The following is a 19,968-nucleotide window of genomic DNA, read 5'->3' on the forward strand; positions in this document are numbered from 1 at the left end:
TGAAAACGGACTTGCTCACGGTGGATTCATTTTCAAACGGACCGATTATGCCGACATGCCTGCGGAGCATCATCTCAGGGGAATATATGGTAAAGGTGGAAGTCTTTTATGGAGAGGAAGTTGTTTCCAGCGTGATTTTTACCTGTTTCATACCTAAAAAAATTGCTCTTAAAGGCAGGTAATTCGCTTTCTACAAAGTACGTATGTAGTCTGGAAAAAATTAACTGACTGCAAATCTGTTGTATCATATTACGCGGGGGCAGCACTTCGTTAAAGGATGCTGCCCCTGCTTACTTTTGAAATTATTTGAAGAGCTTATCACCACTGACATTGCCCAGGCCGGGATGAATGTCGAAACGAACCACTCCCACAGGCACATCTACTGCCTCGGCAACTACAGCAGTACCGGTTGCTCCGAACCCTCCGCACAACTCAATGGCGGCGATATTTTCATTCTCCACAAGGCTGCGGGCCACTTTTTCGGCCTGTGCATAATCACTTACAGCGACAGTGAGCAGCTCCACGGCTTCAGTACGCACCCAGCTCCTGTGTTCATCGGGATTACCGTTGGGAGCGATAAAAATAAAAGCAGCTTTCAGTACATTACTCATATTCATTCCTTGGAATATTGTTAACGGAAAAGGCCTGCATCCCTGGCCAGATCCATGGTTTTGCGGATATCCACTACCATAGGCCCGTCTGTGTTAAGACGTATGCCGGCGCTTGATCCGCACGGAATTTCAACTTCCCGCTCACCATCCACGGCAACAAGGCCGGGGGATACGCTGATGTTAAAGAGCTCACCCGGAGCCATCTCGGACATTTTTTGAATGGGCACTTCAGCGAACATGCCCGGAGCGATTGAAGCGGTTACAGTTGTATATGGGCTTTCCCCAAGCTCAAGGGCCAGTCCGCAAGGCTCTTCAGGAAGGATTTCCCGCAGTTGGCCTCCTATAGCAGAAAGACCTATAGAACAGGCACAACAGCGTGTCAAAAAAAGCTGAGGAACTTTCTCCATTTGCCAGACCGCCTTTGAGGCTAGAAAAACGTCATTATAAACAGCTGCATCGACCAACGCTATGTCTTCCACTTTACCATCAACGAGAATGTCGAACATACACGACCGATAGCAGCACTCCTGAACCGGGAGTCTTCCGCTGGCTACCAGCCCCGCCGCCAATCCGGCCACAGTCGCTTCACCCATGTACGGGAAAACATTGTTCGTGCCGGTTGAAAGCGGTAAAATGGGGACGGCAACAGTTCCCTTGCAAGCAACTCTGCTGGTGCCGTCCCCTCCAAGGATGATGAGACACTTCGCGCCAAGTGTCTCCATTATGCCCGCAGCTACAGTCGTATCCGTCTGATTGTTTCTGACGGGCATTTCTACCGCTTCGACAGGGATGGATGGCGAAATGGAATTAAGGGCACGCGGGATGATCTGGTAGGAATCCGGCATATAGAGAATCTTGGTAACCCCGGCACGTTCCAGTCCGAGAATAAGCCTGCGGACCATACGTACTTTTTCCTGATTATCGAAAACACTGCCATGGGCTATCAGACGCCGAATATCCTTGCCGGATGCAGGGTTGGCCAATATTGCTGCGACACTCACTTGTATGCCCTCATGAAATTCAAGGGAGAACCGCCGGGACAACGGTTCTCCTCATTATACAGTTAACGAATGCTCTTTACTGCCTCAACAATATCATCCACTCCGGGGATGTAGTGCTGTTCCAGAGGAGGAGAAAAGGGGACGGGGCAGAAGGGGGCGCCGACCCGCTTTACAGGGGCATCAAGATATTCGAGTCCTTCTTCGGCAACAAATGCTGCGATTTCGGCACCGGGACCGGCGAACTGTACTGCTTCATGGGCAACAACCAGTGCATGCGTTTTTTTGACCGATTCAAGAATGGTGTCGGTATCAAGGGGCAGGACGCAACGGGGATCGACTATTTCAGCTTCAATGCCTTCGGCAGCCAGTTTCTCCGCTGCAGCCAGAGCTGTGTATACCATCTGGGAGGTAGCAACGATGGTTACATCACTGCCTTCGCGTTTGATGTCGGCTTTACCGATTTCAATGGTATAACTTTCGTCCGGCACCTCTCCGCTGACGCCGTAAAGCATCTTGTGCTCAAGGAATACTACGGGGTTGTCATCACGGATTGCGCTGATAAGCAGGCCCTTGGCATCATAAGGAGTTGACGGGATTGCCACCTTGAGTCCGGGAATGTTCATGAACCATGATTCAAGGCATTGGGAATGCTGGGCAGCGGCACCGATACCGGCACCCTGAGGCATACGCAGGGTCATGGGCACAGTTGATTTACCGCCGAACATGTAGCGCATCTTGGCTGCCTGGTTAAAGAGCTGGTCCATGGATACACCGATGAAATCAACAAACATAAGTTCCGCAACCGGACGCAGACCGCTAAAAGCTGCACCGGTGGCTGCGCCGACAATGGCGCTTTCGGTAATAGGCGTATCCATGACGCGATTTTCGCCGAACTCATCGTAAAGCCCCTGAGTGACGCCGAAGCAACCGCCGAACTGTCCCACGTCTTCGCCGAGAATGAAAACATTCTCATCACGCTCCATTTCCTGTCTCAAAGCTTCATTGAGTGCTTGAAGGTATGTTTTTTCGGACATTATTTTCTCCGTTGGATTTATTTTCGTAAAAGAGAAGGTGAGAATTTAAGCGTAAACATCTTCCATCAGCGCGCTGCTCTGCGGCATGGGACTTTCTTTGGCAAATGCTACAGCCTCATCAATTTCCTTGCCGATGCGTGCTTTGATCTCATCCAGTTCTTTCTGGGTAAGGGTCTTGCTTTCAATGAGCTTGGCTTCAAAGCGGGGAATAGGATCTTTGGCCATCCACTCCTTCAGCTCTTCGTCACAGCGGTAGGTACACGCGTCACCTTCGAAATGGCCGCGCCAGCGATAGGTCTTGCATTCAACAAGTGAAGGACCTTCACCTTTACGGGCACGTTTAACCGCTTCGGCAATAGCTTCCTGCACGGCCAGAACATCGTTGCCGTCAACAACCACGCCGGGCATATCGTATGCAGCGGCACGGTCGGCAATGTCTACAACAGCCATGGATTTGCACTGCGGGCAGGAAATGCCGTAGCCGTTATTTTCGTTTACAAAGACCAGCGGAAGCTTCCATGCACTGGCCATGTTCAGCGACTCCTGTGTGGTACCCTGGTTGGAAGCGCCGTCACCGAAAAAGCACAGGGTGACATTGTCGGTTTTCTTGTATTTGGCAGCAAGTGCGGCTCCTGCAGCAAGAGGTCCGCCGCCACCAACGATGCCGTTGGCACCAAGGATTCCGAGATCAAGGTCGGCAATGTGCATGGAACCGCCCTTGCCTTTGCAATAGCCGGTCTGTCTGCCGAAAATTTCAGCCATCATCAGCTTTACATCACCGCCCTTGGCCAGAAGATGTCCGTGGCCGCGGTGGGTACTGGAAATCATATCGGCATCGCTGAGCACGGAACATGCTCCGGTGGCGACAGCTTCCTCTCCGAGGTAAAGGTGAACGAAGCCCGGAATTTCGCCCGCGGCGAAAAGTTCCTGCAGCTTCAGCTCGAACAGTCTGATCCTGTTCATGGTTTCGTACATTTGGGTCAATGTCTTCTTGCTGAGAGCCATTATTGTTTCTCCTATGGATTGTTCTGTCCGGATATTTTCCAGACCAGTTTTCCTTTACTGATTCCCAGTGCCGCCCATGTCTGTTTCAATGGAAATGGTCAGTGCTGCACACGCGGCTACGATGTTGCTCACACCGGCACCGAAACAGGGAACTTCGATGCCCGGCACGCTTATTCCACCAGTGCACACATTCAGCGATGTCTCGCCGATGGGAATAGCGGCAAGCACGGCTTCCCGGTCGACTTTTTCCGGATCGGGCACGGCCAGCTCGGCGTGAACGTAAACGCCCTGAAACCGATCCCGACCGCAGATCTCCACAATACCGCACAGACATATCCGCGACACCGCGTCGCGAACGGCACGGACTGCAGCCTTCGTCATATCTTCTCCGTGCAGGTCAGCAGCGTAGCCAAGTTCGATGGCAAACCGTTTTCTTGCCATGACGGGCCTACATGATCATCAGGCCGGGATTTTCCAGCATGTCACCGAGCTCGCGCAGGAAAGACATGGCCGGAGCACCGTCCGTGGTCATATGGTTAAAGGTCAGGGAAAGGGTCATCATATTTCTGATCTGGATTTCACCGTCTTTAACAGCCGGTTTTTCAACGATCCGGCCTATTCCCAAAATTCCGGTTTCCGGCGGATTGAGAATGGGGGTAAAACCGTCCACACCGAGCATGCTGACATTACTGATTGTAAATGTGCCGCCGGAAATCTCATCCATTTCCAGACCGCCTTTACGCGCACGTCCGGCTACATCGCGAACTTTGTCTTTAAGTTCTTCCAGAGTGAAGGAGTCGGCCATTTTGACATTGGGAACGATCAGCCCGTTGGAGATGGCCACCGCGATGCCGAGGTTGACATAACCATGCAGGTGAATGCCGTCGTCCTGAATGGTAGAATTCATGATGGGGTGACGCTTAAGCGCACGGCAGGTCGCATAGGAAATGATATCATTGTATGAAATGCGGTATTCTTTATCGCGCTTGTTGCGCTCAAGCAGGCTCGCGCGCAACCGGACCATTTCAGTAACATCAAGCTCCACGAAAACGGAAAGCTGAGCCGCATTATTAAGGCTGGCCTGCATGTTGTCCGCAATAAGCTTGCGTACACCGTCCATGGGGATGATGGTATCCTGAGCAACAGCCGAGGCTGCCTGTACAGGTTGCTCGACTGCAGGGTTCATGGCCCGCAGAATATCGGCCTTGGTTATTTTGCCGTCTTCACCTGTTCCGGTAACCTGACTGAGATCCACGCCTTTCTTGCGGGCGAATTCGATAGCTTTCGGGCTGGCGTTGATATTCTTGAATGGAGCATCGGCTACAGCCTGAACATCTTTCATGGTGATGGAACCGTTACGCCCTGTTCCGGAGACTGTTGCGAGATCTATCTGCAGGTCTTCAGCAAGCTTGCGGGCTGCAGGCATGGCTTTGACAAATTCTCCTGTGCCTGCAGAAGTCTGAGTCGCCCCGCCTTCCTCCGGCTTATCCGCTTCCGCCTGAGTCGCTGCTTCGTTGGAACTGCCTGCGGCAGCTACAACTTTTTCAGGTGTCTCACCCGGAGCAGCAATGATTGCCAATACAGCCTGAACTGCGGCAACCTCCCCTTCCGGTACTATGATCTGAGCAAGAACACCGCTGGCCGGAGATTCCACCGAGTTGGTGATTTTGTCGGTCTCCACCTCAAAGAGAGCTTCCCCGGCTTCCACCGTGTCTCCTTCGGCTTTGAGCCAGCGAGCGAGTTTGCCTTCTTTCATGGTTAAGCCCCATTTGGGCATAATCACTTCTTGAGCCATGACCAATCCTCCTGATTTTTTTAGGTAGTTGTCCGGGAGGATTGCAATGGCAGTGCCAAGACATAATTTCTTTTTATTACAATGACATAAGCTGAAGAAAAGATTTTTTTTAATTAATCTGTGTTCTGTAGTGGAACAAACATCTGCAGCTGCAGAAATGAGAGCATATCTACATCTATGATATTGATATCAAATAGTTTTGTTCCATCACGGATATCTTGAGATGTTCGAATTATGAACACTTGACTGGAGGGCTGTGATCGTTCAGGTAAATTGATAACAAATATAAAAATTTTTGCTTTGTCACGGAGATTGAGATGCATTTACTCATTAGAGATGGTAACAGCTTTGAAATCAGCCCTCAGCAGAGTGAACCGTCCGGTCCTGTTAAACATCCCTTTGCTTGCTCAAATCCCAAGCGAGGGCCGCAGACTGACTATTCACAGTGGAAGAGATTTGTCGAAGGCAGAGATGTCGACCTGAAAAATCTTGATGAAGCCATTGTCGATTCATGGAATAGATGCAAAAGCATGAATGTGGAGCACGCTCCGCGCAGCTGCTGGGATTTTCTGCCCATGTCCCAGTTGGAGCCTTACACCGCTACCCTTGAAAAAGTGTGCACAAACGTTGAGCGGACAGCCTATGAGGCAATCCGGGGCAAAGGACTTCTAATTACTTTCACCAATGCCAAGGCCAGGGTAATCCGCACCTGCGGAGATCTTGGAGTTCTGGAACAGGCCGATAAGCTTAATTTCGGTCCCGGAGCCAATTGGGCCGAGGAATGTGTAGGGACTAATGCCATAGGCACAGCCCTGAAAACAGGCCGCCCCATGCAGGTTTTCGGGGAAGAGCATTTTTGCCGGAGTCACCACAGCTGGAGCTGTACCGCCGCCCCTATCATTGACCCTCACGGCAGTATCTGGGGATGTTTTGATATTTCAGGCCCCGTGAACTCGGATCACAGCAAAAGCCTTGAACTTGTCCTGCAGGCTACAAGGTCCTTAGAACAAAGATTGTGCCGCCTTTACTGCTCTGAGCTTGAAGGACATCTGGGAACGATGTTTTCGTCAATGTTCAATTCTGTCATGACCGGTGTTCTCTCGCTGGACAAAAACGGAACAATACTGAGTGCCAATGCAGCATCGGAAACTTTATTGGGCAACCCGTGGGAATCAATGAGGGGCAGGCATGCAGCAGATTTTTTTGATTACGAAGCCTTCAGCGCAAAACTGAAACGGACTTCATTACGTGAACCGGTAACTATGCATTGCCATGCCAATCCTAATCTTTTTGTACGCGGATTGACTGTATGCAGCCTGACCGGATCCCGCCTTGAAACAATTGTTACCATTTGCGAAACCCAGCCTACCCATACAAGGACCACAGTTGCAAACCGGGTAATTTCAACTAACAATGATCATGCTGAAACCACGCCTGAAGGATTTGAGCATATTCTTCACTCCAGCAACTGTATGAATCAAGTCATCCGTCAGGCAGCACGGGCTTCAAAAACTCCTTCCACTGTCCTGTTATTCGGAGAATCCGGCACGGGAAAAGAATTGTTTGCCAAGGGAATTCACAAATCAGGCCCCCGTGCGGATAAACCTTTTATCGCCATGAACTGCGGGGCTTTTTCAGAAGAGCTTATCCAGAGTGAACTTTTCGGCTACCGTGGTGGTTCTTTTACCGGTGCATCAACGAAAGGCAGGGAAGGCAAATTCCAAAAGGCAGATAAAGGGGTCCTTTTTCTTGATGAAATTGCAGAAATGCCTCTTTCACAGCAGGTAAAACTGCTGAGGGTTCTAGAGGAAAGAGCAGTTGTTCCTATTGGCGGCACAACGCCCAAGCCGGTGGATGTTAAAATCATTGCAGCAACCAACAAGGACTTGATGCAGCAGGTAAAAAAAGGACTCTTTCGCGAGGATCTGTTTTATAGACTGAATGTGGTTGGAATAAGTATTCCTTCGCTACGGGAACGCGGAAATGACATTATCCAGTTGGCTGAATACCATCTTGAGCGTATGTGCGAAGATTTCGGTATCAACTGTAAAGGCATGACTGATGATGCGCAACAAACTCTCATTCTTCATGACTGGCCCGGAAATGTCCGTGAACTGGTTAATTGTATTGAGTTTGCAGTGAACAATATGTCTGGTGTCTGGCTTGAAAAGCGGCACCTACCGCCATATCTGCTTGAAAAAGCTAAAAGCGGCAAGGCGATCATCGGGGCAGCGCAAAAGACGGGTTTCCAACTGAAACAGATGGAAGCAGACACTATCCGGCAGGCTCTCGACTATCATAAAGGTAATATCAGTAAAACAGCTAAGGCCTTGGGAATCGGGAGAAATACATTATATGCGAAGCTGGATCGACATCATATCCTGCTGTGAGTCTTCGGTATATCGGTCACCAGCAACGAAAAAAGCCTAGTCATCAAAACTGATAACTAGGCTTAATTCTCGGAATTTTTAATGGTGGAGCTGGAAGGAATTGAACCCACGGCCTCTTGAATGCCATGCCTATGGACAACCAAGCTTAGTCGGTTATATTTCTGAAGAATAACTAACTTCTGTGTATTCTCAAAAACAGGGTCAGGCATCCTTGGATCTTGCCCTTCCTGTAAAGTTTCAAACCACGTTATATATCTTTAATGGTCTTCAAGGCTGCGGCGAGATTCAAAGCCATTAAAAAATAGGCTGGAACGAGCCTACTTCCTGTCAGCAAACCGATCATAACCAAGTTCACAGATATCGATGGAAGGCATTTCGTCGCAGGCCATTTCGGATATGACTGTGCCAACGGAAGGAGCGATTCCGAACCCATGGCCGGAGAAGCCACAGGCCAGAATCAATCCGGGAACCCCTTTAACATGATCAAGGACCGGAACTTTATCCTCGCACCAATCAATGAAACCGACCCATGTCCGAACCACCTTTGCATGTTTCAACGCGGGTATATAATTTAGAATCCCTTTGCATGTCGCTGCTGTAGCTTTTGCCTGGGGATGGTTTGCAACACTCTTAATGCTGGCATCCAGAGGAGAACCTCCGCCAAACACAAAGGAGCCGTGGGTCGTTTGATGACCGTAAAAATCAGCCATGGCTGTCCCAAGCATCTGGTAGAACATGGGCGGCTGGGCATTGGTGACCAGAGTGTCCAGTGCTACGCGCTTCATGGGAACATCCACTCCTACGGTATTTGAGATAGCACGACTCTCATAGCCCGCAGCCAGAACAATTTTTTCCGCCTCGAACTCCTCATTTGTGGTGACAACCTTTCTCGCCCGGCCCGCAACCGTCTTGATTGAAAGTACACTTTGCTCAAAGAGGAATGAGACTCCAAGCTGACGTGCTCTTTTATAAAATGCCGATGTTGTCAGCAGAGGATTTGCGTGACCGTCACTTTGGCACCAACTGGCCCCGGTTACCTCATTAGAAAGATGCGGACAAATTTCCCTGACCTCATCGCCACTTATCATCTTCACATCAAGCCCCAAGGATACCGCGACGTCGGTAAGTCCGCCTAAAATCTCAAGGTGCTCATCATTTTTACCCAGCCGGAGGTTTCCATGCTGGTAGTATTCCACGTTCATCCCAAGCTCTTCGGATAAATTCGGCCAGAGGTTCTGTACTCCATACATGGCCAGAGGCAGCTCTCTTTTGTCCCGGCCTGATTGGCGCACTCCGCCTCCATTACGCCCGGAACCGCCATATCCGATACCCTTTCCTTTCTCCAGAACGATGACCGTTTTACCTTTTTTGGCCAAATAATAGGCAGTCGAACAACCGATAATACCGCCACCTATGATGATGACATCTGCATGCTTTTTCATGTTTCCTCTATTCCTGAGTAGATGCAGGTAAATCAAATCCCGCGTATCTGTTCTCTCAAATTATTTGTAATGTCTTCTCGTGTAATCTCCCGCAATTGAAAAAACCAAGCATCAACTGCCCTCTTCCAATTCCAGACTTGCAAATTGTTCAATGGTCAATGACTGTTGAGGAGATCTGGTCTTATGCAAACCAATCGTTGTAATATCAAGCGAGCAACTATCTGCAATCATTTCGGTAATGGTTGTTGCGCACATTCGCCCCTGACAAGGGCCCATCCCGGCTCGTGTCTGTATTTTGATCTGAGAAGGATGGCGTGCTCCCTGTGCTATGGCTTCCCGGATTTGTCCTGCTGTCAATTCTTCACAGCGACAGACAACGGTTTCATCATCAGGGGGAACCAGCGCCTGCCGGTTGGGTGGAAAGACATGGTCGAGAAATGGGCGAATCAACTTTTCGTGTTTGGCCTTGTTCAGATACGGCTGAGCCAAACGGTCACGTTCCGAATCAGTAAATTTATCCAGCTGATAGGCAATGTTGATTGCAGCGATATGGCCTGCTACTTCCGCAACCTGTCCACCGAAAATTCCGCCGCCGTCGCCAGCTACAGAAATACCGGGAACACTCGTCTGCCCCCACTGATCAAGCACAGGTCTCCAGTACCGCTGCGGAACGTACCATTCGTGCTCACAATTGAGCAGTTGGGTAAGACGCAGATTCGGGACTACCCCTTCGTGCAACAGAACAGTTGCTGCGGCCACTTCCTGCTTTTTACCACGGCAGGTAAAACGCAAACCTTCAGCCTGTTCCTTGCCGATTATAGAAAGATCGCGGCACCCTGTGTACACCGGCACGCCTGCGCGTTTAACCGCGTATTTCATCTGTAAACCTTTAAAAAGGTAGCTGCTTCGACGCAGTGCCCCGGGCAGATGGGGGATCGCCTTAAGATAATCTCGCATACCGGATGTTTCGACCATTGCGGCAATCTCAACTCCGTTATCAATAAGGTGGCAGGCTGCCAGCAGCAACAGCGGTCCGCTGCCTGCCAGGACAACAGGACCTTCAGGCACCATATCTGCTGACTTGAACAGAATGTCAGCTGCTGCGGCACCCATAACTCCGGGAAGCGTCCAGTTAGGAATCGGAACCGGTCGTTCCACTGCCCCGACGCTGAACAATAGTTGACGCGCACGCACTCGATGCAGTGTGTCTGTGACTACAGTGTCAACATTGAATGAGCCTTCGATATTCCAGACAGTGTTGTTCGGCATATAGACAGCACCTGAAGCACGAAACTCGTCAACCAACTGCTTGCCTGCGAAATAATCCTTGCCAAGAACATGGGCGTTTTCCGGGAGACTCCTTTCAATTGAACGATATATTTGACCTCCGGGTTCGGGCTGCTCATCTACCACCAGAGCCGAAAGGCCCAATTTGTCGGCGGTGACCGCAGCCGCAAGTCCTCCGGGCCCAGCACCAACAATAATCAGATCATAAAGCTTATCCATTTGCTATATCCTTGTTGGAGTACTGTCGATTGATTACCATACCGTCCCGCACCTGAATTTTGCAGGCCTGTTGATTGGGGATTCCATCAATTTCCATGAGGCATTCGTAGCATACGCCCATATGGCAGTATGCAGAACGGTGTTCGCCACTGATTGGCGAAGTCCGATTATAACCTGCCCCGGCCGCCATAACCGCGGCTATAACGGTATCCATTGCCGGAACTTTCAGCTCCTCGCCTTCAAATATAATGGTCACTAGATCTTCTTCTGACCTATTTTCATGCAACCTTTTCAACATCTAAAACTCCTTATTAAATTTCCCGCGGATCAGTCATGTTTTCCGGGCGGAGAATCTCGTCCAGTTGTTCTTTGGTAAGCACCCCTTTTGCGAGTACGATATCGTACACGCTGGCATCGGTCCCAAGAGCTTCCTTGGCGATCGCTGCGGACTGCTCATAACCGATAACAGGGACCAATGCTGTCACCAGACCGATACTGCGCTGAACATAGCTCCTGCACACGTCTCTATTGGCTTCGATACCACTTATGCAGCGCTCCACCAGAGATATGCAGCCGTTTTTAAGAATCATCATCCCATGCAGCAGGTCATATGCGATAATCGGCTCTGCCATGCACAGTTCCAGTTCACTGGACTCTGCAGCCATGGAAACCACGGTGTCATAACCCATGACTTGGTAACATATCTGGTTCATCACTTCAGGAAGAACCGGATTAACCTTGCCCGGCATAATAGATGAACCGGGCTGCATCGGGGGCAGATTGATCTCGTTCAAGCCACATCTGGGCCCGGAAGAAAGTGCGCGCAGGTCGTTACAAATTTTGGATATCTGCACGGCCACCAGTTTCAGGCTGGCTGACATGCGTACAAAAACTCCTGCATTTTGTGTTGCTTCCACCAGATTTTTTGCTCTCCTGACAGGAAAACCGCTGATTGCCGCAAGCTTTTTCGCCACCAGATCGGCATAGCCCCGGGGGCTGTTAATACCGGTTCCAATAGCCGTAGCTCCCAGGTTAATATCAAGAAATGCCTCGGCGGTTTGCTCCATGGTACTGATGGAACTGTCTATCATCACTGCGTAGGCGCTGAACTCCTGACCGAGGGTCATGGGAACCGCATCCTGATTTTCCGTGCGTCCCATTTTGAGTACATCCTTAAATTTCTCTCCCTTGCTCGCAAGAGCATTCCTAAAAACCCGCAGTGAGCAGATAAGATCGTGGCTGGAGAGCAGTACCGCCAACTTTATCGCCGTGGGGTACGCATCGTTTGTGGATTGAGAACAATTAACATGATCATTGGGGTGCAGGTGGTGGTACTCCCCTTTGTTATAACCCATGATCTCCAAGCCCCGGTTTGCAATCACCTCGTTGGCGTTCATGTTGGTCGAAGTCCCTGCACCGCCCTGAAACATGTCCACGGTAAAATGTTCATGCAGTTCGCCGCCCAGAATTTCATCACAAGCCTGACAAATGGCATTCATTCTGGTGTCGTCAAGAGTCCCTAATTCATTATTGGTCTGGGCCGCCGCCTTTTTCACCATGGCCAAAGCTTCAACCATATGTTCAAAATTATTAAGATATATTCCTGAAATGGAAAAATTTTCCATGGCCCGCAGGGTTTGAACACCATAGTAGGCATGACCGTAGACATCTCTTGTACCAAGAGAATCTTTTTCCCGACGCAACCCGCTGATCAGCAGATCCCCACTGTTACTCTTGCAATGGACACTATCCGCAAGCATACGCATGCGACGGTTGATCCCAACCGCAACCTGAGCAACTATCCGATAAAACAACTCCGGATTGTTTTCTTTGAAAGATTCAATCTTTTCCTCAGTTATCTGCCAAATTCTGGCTCCGGTTCGCGTAAACGCGCCATTGGAGTGAGAGTCCTTCTCGAGAAGAGCACCTTCGCTGATCATGGAACCGGAAACTATTGTTCCAACCTTGCGAGAAGTGCCATGAATACCACGCATCAGTTCAAGCTCGCCTTCAAGGATGATTCCAGCCCAACGACGTGGGCTTGATTCATAGAATATCCATTCATCCTGCTGATATACCCGTTCTTCACCTTCAGCGATCAGGATAACCAGATCCTCTTCGCTGATACCGGTTGACCTAGCTGCCTGACGGACAATATTCTGTTCAATTCTCATAGTGCTTGTTTATTCCAACTCTAAAAAGATAGAGAGTTAATGGATGTAGGTGGAGAAAACTCTCCCGAACACCGTGCCTGAGTCTTTGTTTCACTAGTGGGTAACGTTTTTGCCTGCGCTGTGGCTGCTGATTATCCGCTCAATTCGCTCAAGGGCTCGAGCTGTTGTTTTTATCTGATCTCTGGGAAAAGCAACCGGATACTGAAGGGGCGGCATGCCCAGAAAGGCCAGCCCTCCCCCATAGGGGGTGAGCATGACAGTTACCTTTCCACCGGTGAGCGTAATGGTAAGCCCTCCCAGATCCAAGTCCCGGAGCGTTGCCATGAGAATGGTGTCGGCATGCAACCGGTCTATCAAATGTTGACCTATCTGACAGTTGCCTTTGCATCCGAACCGCCCACTCCTGAAACGCAGTGAACAAGATCCTGTCAATTGGATTTCCCGCTCCAGACAAAGATTAACGGACATTGTTCCTCCCAAAAGCTGGCGCTGCCAGGTCTGAATCGCGGTCAGCCCCTGCAGTGTGCCCGGAAGGTCCGAGAACCGTACATCCCCGCTTTCGGTCAACTCCGCATCTCCCCATAGTGGGGAAAAAAGGCGTGAAGTCTGAAGAATGGCTGCATTGGCTGCGTTGACACGTTTCTGTCTTGATCGGAACATAGTATCTCCTGCTTGTCCTAGATGTTCTGGTCGCCTGAGCGAATGGTATATGCTTCGGCTACCTGAAGTACGAACACTCTACCATCGCCATGGTTGCCGTCCCCTGTTCTAGCCGCCTCCATGATGGTTCTAACAGCAGCTGCTTTCTGATCGTCATCCACGAAGGTTTGAATCATTTCTTTAGGAATATCCTTATAAATCATGTCACCGACTTTGAGACCGCTCTGGTTCCCACGTCCGATAACGGGGAATTTAGTCATGCCGTACACGCCTATTTCGGCGAGAGCATCAGTAACTTCAGTAATCTTTTCTGGGCGAATAATGGACTGAATAAGATACATGGTATCTCCTTTGGGTTATATTTATTTGTCATCTGAGGCGACGACGGCTTAAATAGTGGTTGCGCTAGAGGTCGATCCGCTACCCGGAGCGATTACAAAGGTGGCCGGAATGCCGTTTTTATAGAGTTCTTTTTCCACCAGCCCCCACTCCTCCTGAGCTTCTTGAATATCCATGGGCCGGAACATGGGCTCCTTGATAACAAACCGGAGCCAGAAAATGACGTAGACGAGTGTGCAGGCTATCATGACGCCGACCAGACGGAAGATTATACTTTCCATTTCCGGAACTGGTGCGATGTTGATAATGGCATAGACCATGCCTAGAGATCCGATAATTTGAGGAATCGGATAGAACGGTGTTTTGTATGGTCGCCTCTGGCTCGGATAACGCCGACGGAGGATGAGGACATCAATATGCGCGATCACATAGGAGAAGAGCCAGGAACAACAGGCCGCAAGAATATAAACGATAAGGTTCGGGGCTTCATGGATGCCACCGAAATAAGTGACACTCATGGCCCCAGCCATGAAGAGGATGCCGACCCATGGCGTTTGAAAACGGGGATGGATAAGCCGAAAGACTCTAGGAAGTTCACGGCTGACAGCCATGCCGTAGAGCATGCGGGGAACCACGCCGATGACCGTATTGATGGTGCTTGCGCTGGCGAAGATTGAAACGACGGAGATCCAGATCATTCCTGGCCTGCCAAGCATAGCCAGTGCCATATCGACATGGGGGTGATTGGAGGTTGTCAGCTGTTCAGCCGGAACAAACTTGAGTGAGGCGTATCCATAGACCAGGTTGACAAAGAAGATAGCCAGCAAGCCGTAGATCATAGCTTTTGGGATGTTCTTTTCCGGCTGTTTGGCTTCTTGAGCCATGGGGGTGACAAATTCAATACCGATATACAGCCAGATAGCCAGAGCTGTCAGACCGAAAACTCCCATGCCCATGGGATTGAAGGGCTGATCGGGCATAACCGGGGCAGGTAGCGTACCTATACCGGTAAGGCCTATGATTCCGAGCAGAGCCATGGATATCATCATGGTCATTGTGAAGATAATTTGAAGCTTGGCAAAAATATCCACACCGATGACATTTGTAATGGTCAGGACGGCCAGAAGCAGCCCCCCCCATAGAACAGGGGGAATGCCGGGCGTAAAGGTCTCCGTGATAACGGACCCAGCTACAGCCAACTCCGCCGGTGCTGCGAACAGATTGGGAATAATATATGCGAGGATGACCGCAGCCATAGCCGGCAAACTTCCCAAGGCGACTTTTGTATAAGAACGGAGTCCCCCGGCATGAGGCATCATACAAGCAAGTTCCGCATAACTTTGAGCTGAAAAGAGTTGCAGAATCCATGCTGCAGCCATGGCAATAACAAAACCTCCGCCGGCCAGGCCCATACCTTGGCCTAGTGATACCAGTGTGCTGGAAGCGACTACCAGCCCCACCGCTACGGAAAAGCAGGAAAAAAAACCGAGGGTCTTTCGAAGTTCCGTTTTCATATTAAACTCCATAGGTGTACGTGGTTACCTGATTATGACAAATTCATCTCTGGCTGAACCGCGCCATGCGCTTCATCCGCTGTGCCGCATTGCAGCAATGGTTAATCCCTGCCGAATTACGGACCGTTGCACCGTATCTACTACCTGTCTTTCCTCGACAGACTGGGCTGGATGATGGAGTTGCTCCCAAGACAGGATGTCCCATGTATTGAATTGTCATTAGGCTAGATAGGGTTCATCCCAAAGATTCAGGGTTGTACCGATGCCCTTTTCCAAAGCATTTCGATACACGATGGTACCCCAGGCCACGTCTTCCACGGGAAGTCCTCCCACCGAATAAACAATGATTTCATCTTCATTTTTACGGGCAGGAAGTTTTCCGGTAAGCACATCGCTGAGATCTTCAAGCTGATCCTTAGCCAGCCGTCCATCGGCCATAAGATCCATGCAGTGCACAGCCGGGATGGGGATGGTATGGTAGGCAGGATACGGCATTTCTTCAGCCCATGCCTCGTACAGGGGGACATAATCAGCCACGTTACGCGCCCTGTTGAGGATAAAATCGTCATCAAATCGCGCAGCAGCCGGGCAGCAGACAAATGCACCGGGCTTGATCCACTCTTCCTTTACATAGGGATACTCATTAATATCTCCAGTAGGAGACGATGTCCCCAGAAAGAGGATATCCGCATCCTTTGCTGCACCTTCAATATCATCAGCGATAACTATTTCGCTGACGGTGGGATATTTGCCCTTCACATAATCAATGAAGCTCTGCATTGATTTCTTGCCCCTGCCTTTGATCTGCACGCGCTTGATACCGGGGCGCACGGTCATAAAGGAATCAAATGCGGTCCTACTCATGACTCCGGGACCGACTATGCCCACGGTCCTGGACTCTTCACGCGAGTAATACCGGGCACCGACGCCGGGTATCGCCCCCGTGCGGTAGGCACTAAGGATATTGGCGGACATATGAGCCATAGGAGCGCCGGTATCCTTGTCATTCAAGGTCAACATCAGGATGGAGCGCGGCAGCTCTTTTTGCTTGTTTTGGGAGTTGGAACCGTACCACTTCATGCCCACCATATCGAACTGGCCGCCGAGATATGCAGGCATAGCCATGAATCTGCGATCGGGACCGTCTACCGGCATATTGGGAAAGGGTGATTCTTCAGGAAATACCATCATGATGCCATGAGAGTTGTTACCTGCTCCCCCCATACGAAAGTCGCCCATTTTGAGCAGCCGGAACATCTCTTCCATAGCATTTACGCAACCCAACATGTCGGTTACACCAGCTTCGATCATGTCGTTTTCGTTCAGATATAAAAAATCAATTTTAGGGTTTGCCATAGTCTTATCTCCTTAATGTCTAAAAAAGTTAGCCGAGTTCACACCCGATATGAGCTTCAAGTTCAATTTCCACAAACTGGGTCGGACGATTAAGCTTGGGAGTTTCAACCATTGTGAATAACGGCCTTATGTCCTTAAAACGTTCACTGTAAGCTGCGGCTACTTCCTTAGCGAGAGCCATGTCCGTGACATAAGCTTTTACTTTGATCACATCTGAGGCAGAGGCTCCGGCCTGCTGCAACAGATCGATAAATTTAGTGAATATGTATGCTGCCTGCTCCCCAGCGCTTTCACCGGCGACAGTCCCGTCCGGCATTACTGCAGTAGTGCCGCCGATGTAGACATGATCCCCGACCTTCACCATTCGAGAGTATCCGGCGATATCTTCTAGAGGTGCTCCTGACGAATAATTAATACGCTGCATAATGCTTTCTCCTTTTGCAGTGCTAAACTGTCCATTCATTCATCAACAAAAAGCACACAGACATATTGGAAAAAACGGAACAATGTTAAAGCAGGCCACATCACACACAGAGCCAAATATCAAATTTTAATATTAAATTACAGATACTTAGTAGATATTTTTTCACCAAGACAACATATTCACATTTCACAAAATTGATATCATATTACAAAAATGAAGCACGGATTAGACATAAAACAACATTTTTGTAAAAAAATGCCTACGTGATAAAAAGTGGGAACAAAAAGCCATAAGAGTAAATCAGCTGTTACTCTGGCCTGTTACGTCTGGACATGGGCTGGAGGGGGGATGGTGATTTTCTTTGGCGTTGTTGTTGCATACTTCGGTACGACTGGAGGTAAATTGTGATTACGGAAAAAACCTACATGCCGGAGCAACCCTTTTTTCAACTATCGACGGCAGGCTATGTATCCCAATTGTCTATGTGCGACAGAGGGGTGGCCCAATATTATAGTTTTGTGAATCTGAATGCAGATAACGCCATCACAGCTGTTCCGGATGGGACAATAGACATCATCATTCAATGTTCGGGCAATCACCCCAGAGCGCAAGTGTGCGGCTCCGTCAAGAAGGGGCGACAGGTCAAATTTGAACTGGGAGTAGAGTATTTCGGAATTAGATTCTTTCCTGGAACGGCAGATGCGTTGTTACAGTGTCCTCTCAATCTATTTACCGACCAGGAAGTTCTCCTTGAAAATGTTTGTGACAGAGCGGATGAGTTAGTAGAACGGATCAGCAATGCAACCTCGTTCAAAGAACGTATCTGTTTCTTTGAACAGTATTATGCAAAACGGATTCGGGAAAATTCTGGCGTGTCCACATTGATCCCCTACCTGATTGATAAGATCAACAAGTCTCACGGAGATATAAAAGTCGGCGATTTGGCGGAGGATACCGGCTACTCGACTCGTCACATAAGCGGCCAATTTTCAAGGGCTGTTGGAATTTCGCCGAAACTGTATTCTCGCATCGTCCGTTTTCAGCGATGCCTAGGTCTGCTGTGGGGACAGGAGCAACTATCGTACGCCAGCCTTGCACAAGACAGCGGATATTATGATCAGGCTCATTTCATCAATGAGTTCCGTGAGTTCTCACTTTGCACCCCTGCGCAGGCCTTAGGGACAAGTGTGCAGTAACACAGAAAGAAATATTACTTCTAGATTGGATCGCTATGACCTGACTAAAAATTTCGTAGAATGCCAGCAAAAGAATCTTCAGTTTCAGTATTCTGAAACACCTTTATAGTGGGCACCGACCCCAATCATTCCAGAATCTTACATATCAGCCAAAATAGTTTCCCCACACATTACCCAAATGTACGCATCCCAAGTTTTCCAAACCGTCACCTGAAATGAATTTTGCGCACGCAACCACTTTTCGCCCCACACAAAGAAAGCCTCCTAATGCGATAACACAATGTGAAACTTGATTTTTATAGGAAACACACAAGAGGAATTAAACACCCGTACCGCTGGTTACGAATTGCCGGAACGGACATGTTACACCCCGTGACGAGGGGCATGCTGTGGAGTTGCTGCCGAAGCTTGGGGTAGCGAGTTAGGTTGAAATAGATTGATTGAGGATAAGGGGCGTCAGTGGCGGCGTCCCTTTTTAAGCGGCTTAAAGGACAGCTAAATTTTTGTTTTAAACACAATTTCAAGAATATCATACCCATGAATATTTTCAATAACATTTAAAGCAGCTAAAGCATTCTCATGCACAAATTTATGCTTTGTCATTAGCTCGATTTCTTCTTCTGTAAAAGGTGCAGGTATTCGTGCTCTATTTATTTGACGAGAAAGATTTTGGGCACAGACAAAATCCACACAAAAAATCATTTTTTCATAACGAGCATATTCATCAATTTCTGAGCACCATTTAGATTGCAGGTGATCAACAACCCAATCATTAAAAATATTCACTTTATCAATATATTCTTGAAATATGGTTTTTACATCCACTTCTTCACAACGATTGATAAAAGTTCGGGCCCCAGCATTCCACTTTTTAAATTGCAACAATCTATCTTTCTTTAAAAGAAAATTACGTATATTTGGACCGCCTTCGAAATCATACTTATACTGCCAATCTGCAAGCAAAAAACATCTATGAACAGAATAGTTACGCAAACTAAAAACAAAATCAGAAATATGTGAGCCATCTAAAACTTCAAGCAAACTCGCATTGAACTCATCTTTGTCTGCATATTTATCTTTTATAACATTTTGAAGATCTCTAAGTGCAGATGCTGAACTTGCAGTCGAAAAAACCGCCTTGCTAACATTGAATCTAATTTTTTCAAAATCAGTACCGACATCATTCCAAGTTGGAGTATATTCTGTTTGCTCAAATTTACCGATCTCAATCATGAGATCATCCACACAACTTTTTAATAATGCGTGAGTCTTTTTGAGATCATATATAGCTTCTAATACCTTGAAACCTTGCAAGTCTCTAATTACAGATTTTGTAGAGGAATAGGAAGCCAGAAAACTATTTGAAATACTTTTCAAGCACCAAGGTTGGTCGCCCAAATTTTGTAAAATTTTATTTTTCATTGCATAGTCAGCCCAAAAATTAATTTTAATTTAACCGGATACCCTACCCACTGTAGGCATAGTACCGAATAGGCTAAATAGCTATATATAAAGGCCAGC

Annotated in this window: 19 protein-coding genes; 3 read left to right on the forward strand and 16 right to left on the reverse strand. The window is 48.7% G+C overall.

Going from position 1 to position 19,968, the window contains the following annotated elements:
- Positions 1-302: 302 nt before the first annotated feature.
- From ACKU41_RS07655 to ACKU41_RS07680, 6 genes are read right to left on the reverse strand one after another with little or no spacing between them, the layout of a single operon-like run.
- Positions 303-611 (reverse strand): DUF6506 family protein, encoded by a 309-nt coding sequence (locus ACKU41_RS07655; protein ID WP_321404902.1) that lies wholly within the window; start codon positions 609-611, stop codon positions 303-305.
- A gap of 20 nt (positions 612-631) precedes the next feature.
- A complete protein-coding gene (locus ACKU41_RS07660) occupies positions 632-1,654 on the reverse strand; it encodes an NAD(+)/NADH kinase (protein WP_321404904.1) in 1,023 nt (340 codons plus the stop codon).
- 20 nt (positions 1,655-1,674) lie between these two features.
- The gene (locus ACKU41_RS07665) at positions 1,675-2,646 is read right to left on the reverse strand and encodes an alpha-ketoacid dehydrogenase subunit beta (RefSeq protein WP_319780763.1); all 972 of its coding nucleotides are present in this window, start codon (positions 2,644-2,646) and stop codon (positions 1,675-1,677) included.
- 45 nt (positions 2,647-2,691) lie between these two features.
- The gene (locus tag ACKU41_RS07670; RefSeq protein WP_319780764.1) at positions 2,692-3,651 is read right to left on the reverse strand and encodes a thiamine pyrophosphate-dependent dehydrogenase E1 component subunit alpha; all 960 of its coding nucleotides are present in this window, start codon (positions 3,649-3,651) and stop codon (positions 2,692-2,694) included.
- 54 nt (positions 3,652-3,705) lie between these two features.
- A complete protein-coding gene (locus ACKU41_RS07675) occupies positions 3,706-4,092 on the reverse strand; it encodes a Lin0512 family protein (protein ID WP_319780766.1) in 387 nt (128 codons plus the stop codon).
- Between the two features lie 7 nt (positions 4,093-4,099).
- A complete protein-coding gene (locus tag ACKU41_RS07680; protein WP_319780767.1) occupies positions 4,100-5,446 on the reverse strand; it encodes a dihydrolipoamide acetyltransferase family protein in 1,347 nt (448 codons plus the stop codon).
- A 317-nt stretch (positions 5,447-5,763) separates the two neighbouring features.
- On the opposite strand from ACKU41_RS07680, the gene ACKU41_RS07685 reads away from it, so the two are divergent.
- The gene (locus ACKU41_RS07685; RefSeq protein WP_321404908.1) at positions 5,764-7,836 is read left to right on the forward strand and encodes a sigma-54-dependent Fis family transcriptional regulator; all 2,073 of its coding nucleotides are present in this window, start codon (positions 5,764-5,766) and stop codon (positions 7,834-7,836) included.
- A gap of 317 nt (positions 7,837-8,153) precedes the next feature.
- Here ACKU41_RS07685 and ACKU41_RS07690 read toward each other — a convergent pair whose 3' ends face one another.
- From ACKU41_RS07690 to ACKU41_RS07720, 7 genes are all read right to left on the reverse strand, one after another.
- Entirely contained in the window at positions 8,154-9,278 is a 1,125-nt protein-coding gene (locus ACKU41_RS07690) for an FAD-binding oxidoreductase (RefSeq protein ID WP_319780769.1), read from the reverse strand.
- A 111-nt stretch (positions 9,279-9,389) separates the two neighbouring features.
- Positions 9,390-10,784, reverse strand: a complete 1,395-nt coding sequence (locus tag ACKU41_RS07695; protein ID WP_319780770.1) for an NAD(P)/FAD-dependent oxidoreductase — start codon at positions 10,782-10,784, stop codon at positions 9,390-9,392.
- Entirely contained in the window at positions 10,777-11,082 is a 306-nt protein-coding gene (locus ACKU41_RS07700; protein WP_319780771.1) for a (2Fe-2S)-binding protein, read from the reverse strand. Before ACKU41_RS07700 ends, ACKU41_RS07695 begins: the two co-directional genes overlap by 8 nt.
- 13 nt (positions 11,083-11,095) lie before the next feature.
- Positions 11,096-12,958, reverse strand: coding sequence for an aspartate ammonia-lyase (locus ACKU41_RS07705; protein WP_321404911.1), 1,863 nt, complete (start codon positions 12,956-12,958; stop codon positions 11,096-11,098).
- Positions 12,959-13,051: 93 nt separating this feature from the next.
- A complete protein-coding gene (locus tag ACKU41_RS07710) occupies positions 13,052-13,618 on the reverse strand; it encodes a DUF3156 family protein (protein WP_321404913.1) in 567 nt (188 codons plus the stop codon).
- Positions 13,619-13,635: 17 nt separating this feature from the next.
- Positions 13,636-13,959, reverse strand: coding sequence for a P-II family nitrogen regulator (locus ACKU41_RS07715; RefSeq protein WP_319780774.1), 324 nt, complete (start codon positions 13,957-13,959; stop codon positions 13,636-13,638).
- A gap of 48 nt (positions 13,960-14,007) precedes the next feature.
- Positions 14,008-15,471, reverse strand: a complete 1,464-nt coding sequence (locus ACKU41_RS07720) for an APC family permease (RefSeq protein WP_319780775.1) — start codon at positions 15,469-15,471, stop codon at positions 14,008-14,010.
- 34 nt (positions 15,472-15,505) lie between these two features.
- On the opposite strand from ACKU41_RS07720, the gene ACKU41_RS07725 reads away from it, so the two are divergent.
- Positions 15,506-15,646: a hypothetical protein gene (locus ACKU41_RS07725; protein ID WP_319780776.1), complete on the forward strand. Its 141-nt coding sequence runs from the start codon at positions 15,506-15,508 to the stop codon at positions 15,644-15,646.
- A gap of 44 nt (positions 15,647-15,690) precedes the next feature.
- Here ACKU41_RS07725 and ACKU41_RS07730 read toward each other — a convergent pair whose 3' ends face one another.
- Both ACKU41_RS07730 and ACKU41_RS07735 read right to left on the reverse strand, forming a co-directional pair.
- Complete coding sequence (locus ACKU41_RS07730; RefSeq protein ID WP_321404916.1) at positions 15,691-16,827, reverse strand: tyramine oxidase subunit B; 1,137 nt, start codon at positions 16,825-16,827, stop codon at positions 15,691-15,693.
- A 28-nt stretch (positions 16,828-16,855) separates the two neighbouring features.
- Complete coding sequence (locus ACKU41_RS07735) at positions 16,856-17,251, reverse strand: Rid family hydrolase (RefSeq protein ID WP_321404919.1); 396 nt, start codon at positions 17,249-17,251, stop codon at positions 16,856-16,858.
- A 404-nt stretch (positions 17,252-17,655) separates the two neighbouring features.
- Here ACKU41_RS07735 and ACKU41_RS07740 point away from each other — a divergent pair, with 404 nt between their 5' ends.
- Positions 17,656-18,447 (forward strand): helix-turn-helix domain-containing protein, encoded by a 792-nt coding sequence (locus tag ACKU41_RS07740; protein ID WP_319780779.1) that lies wholly within the window; start codon positions 17,656-17,658, stop codon positions 18,445-18,447.
- Between the two features lie 495 nt (positions 18,448-18,942).
- Here the strand turns inward: ACKU41_RS07740 and ACKU41_RS07745 are convergent, their stop codons facing one another.
- Positions 18,943-19,869 carry a hypothetical protein gene (locus ACKU41_RS07745; RefSeq protein WP_321404921.1) on the reverse strand — a complete coding sequence of 309 codons (927 nt, stop codon included), beginning with the start codon at positions 19,867-19,869 and terminating at the stop codon, positions 18,943-18,945.
- Positions 19,870-19,968 lie beyond the last annotated feature (99 nt).

This window comes from Maridesulfovibrio sp., assembly GCF_963678865.1.
GTDB lineage: Bacteria > Desulfobacterota > Desulfovibrionia > Desulfovibrionales > Desulfovibrionaceae > Maridesulfovibrio.

Excerpts from the sequence above, each read along its gene's own strand:
- ACKU41_RS07680 (WP_319780767.1), bottom strand. The coding sequence starts at position 5,446 with ATGGCTCAAGAAGTGATTATGCCCAAATGGGGCTTAACCATGAAAGAA.
- ACKU41_RS07700 (WP_319780771.1), bottom strand. The coding sequence starts at position 11,082 with ATGTTGAAAAGGTTGCATGAAAATAGGTCAGAAGAAGATCTAGTGACC.
- ACKU41_RS07655 (WP_321404902.1), bottom strand. The coding sequence starts at position 611 with ATGAGTAATGTACTGAAAGCTGCTTTTATTTTTATCGCTCCCAACGGT.
- ACKU41_RS07720 (WP_319780775.1), bottom strand. The coding sequence starts at position 15,471 with ATGAAAACGGAACTTCGAAAGACCCTCGGTTTTTTTTCCTGCTTTTCC.
- ACKU41_RS07675 (WP_319780766.1), bottom strand. The coding sequence starts at position 4,092 with ATGGCAAGAAAACGGTTTGCCATCGAACTTGGCTACGCTGCTGACCTG.
- ACKU41_RS07710 (WP_321404913.1), bottom strand. The coding sequence starts at position 13,618 with ATGTTCCGATCAAGACAGAAACGTGTCAACGCAGCCAATGCAGCCATT.
- ACKU41_RS07705 (WP_321404911.1), bottom strand. The coding sequence starts at position 12,958 with ATGAGAATTGAACAGAATATTGTCCGTCAGGCAGCTAGGTCAACCGGT.
- ACKU41_RS07665 (WP_319780763.1), bottom strand. The coding sequence starts at position 2,646 with ATGTCCGAAAAAACATACCTTCAAGCACTCAATGAAGCTTTGAGACAG.
- ACKU41_RS07730 (WP_321404916.1), bottom strand. The coding sequence starts at position 16,827 with ATGGCAAACCCTAAAATTGATTTTTTATATCTGAACGAAAACGACATG.
- ACKU41_RS07670 (WP_319780764.1), bottom strand. The coding sequence starts at position 3,651 with ATGGCTCTCAGCAAGAAGACATTGACCCAAATGTACGAAACCATGAAC.
- ACKU41_RS07685 (WP_321404908.1), top strand. The coding sequence starts at position 5,764 with ATGCATTTACTCATTAGAGATGGTAACAGCTTTGAAATCAGCCCTCAG.
- ACKU41_RS07695 (WP_319780770.1), bottom strand. The coding sequence starts at position 10,784 with ATGGATAAGCTTTATGATCTGATTATTGTTGGTGCTGGGCCCGGAGGA.
- ACKU41_RS07690 (WP_319780769.1), bottom strand. The coding sequence starts at position 9,278 with ATGAAAAAGCATGCAGATGTCATCATCATAGGTGGCGGTATTATCGGT.
- ACKU41_RS07735 (WP_321404919.1), bottom strand. The coding sequence starts at position 17,251 with ATGCAGCGTATTAATTATTCGTCAGGAGCACCTCTAGAAGATATCGCC.
- ACKU41_RS07745 (WP_321404921.1), bottom strand. The coding sequence starts at position 19,869 with ATGAAAAATAAAATTTTACAAAATTTGGGCGACCAACCTTGGTGCTTG.
- ACKU41_RS07725 (WP_319780776.1), top strand. The coding sequence starts at position 15,506 with ATGACAAATTCATCTCTGGCTGAACCGCGCCATGCGCTTCATCCGCTG.
- ACKU41_RS07715 (WP_319780774.1), bottom strand. The coding sequence starts at position 13,959 with ATGTATCTTATTCAGTCCATTATTCGCCCAGAAAAGATTACTGAAGTT.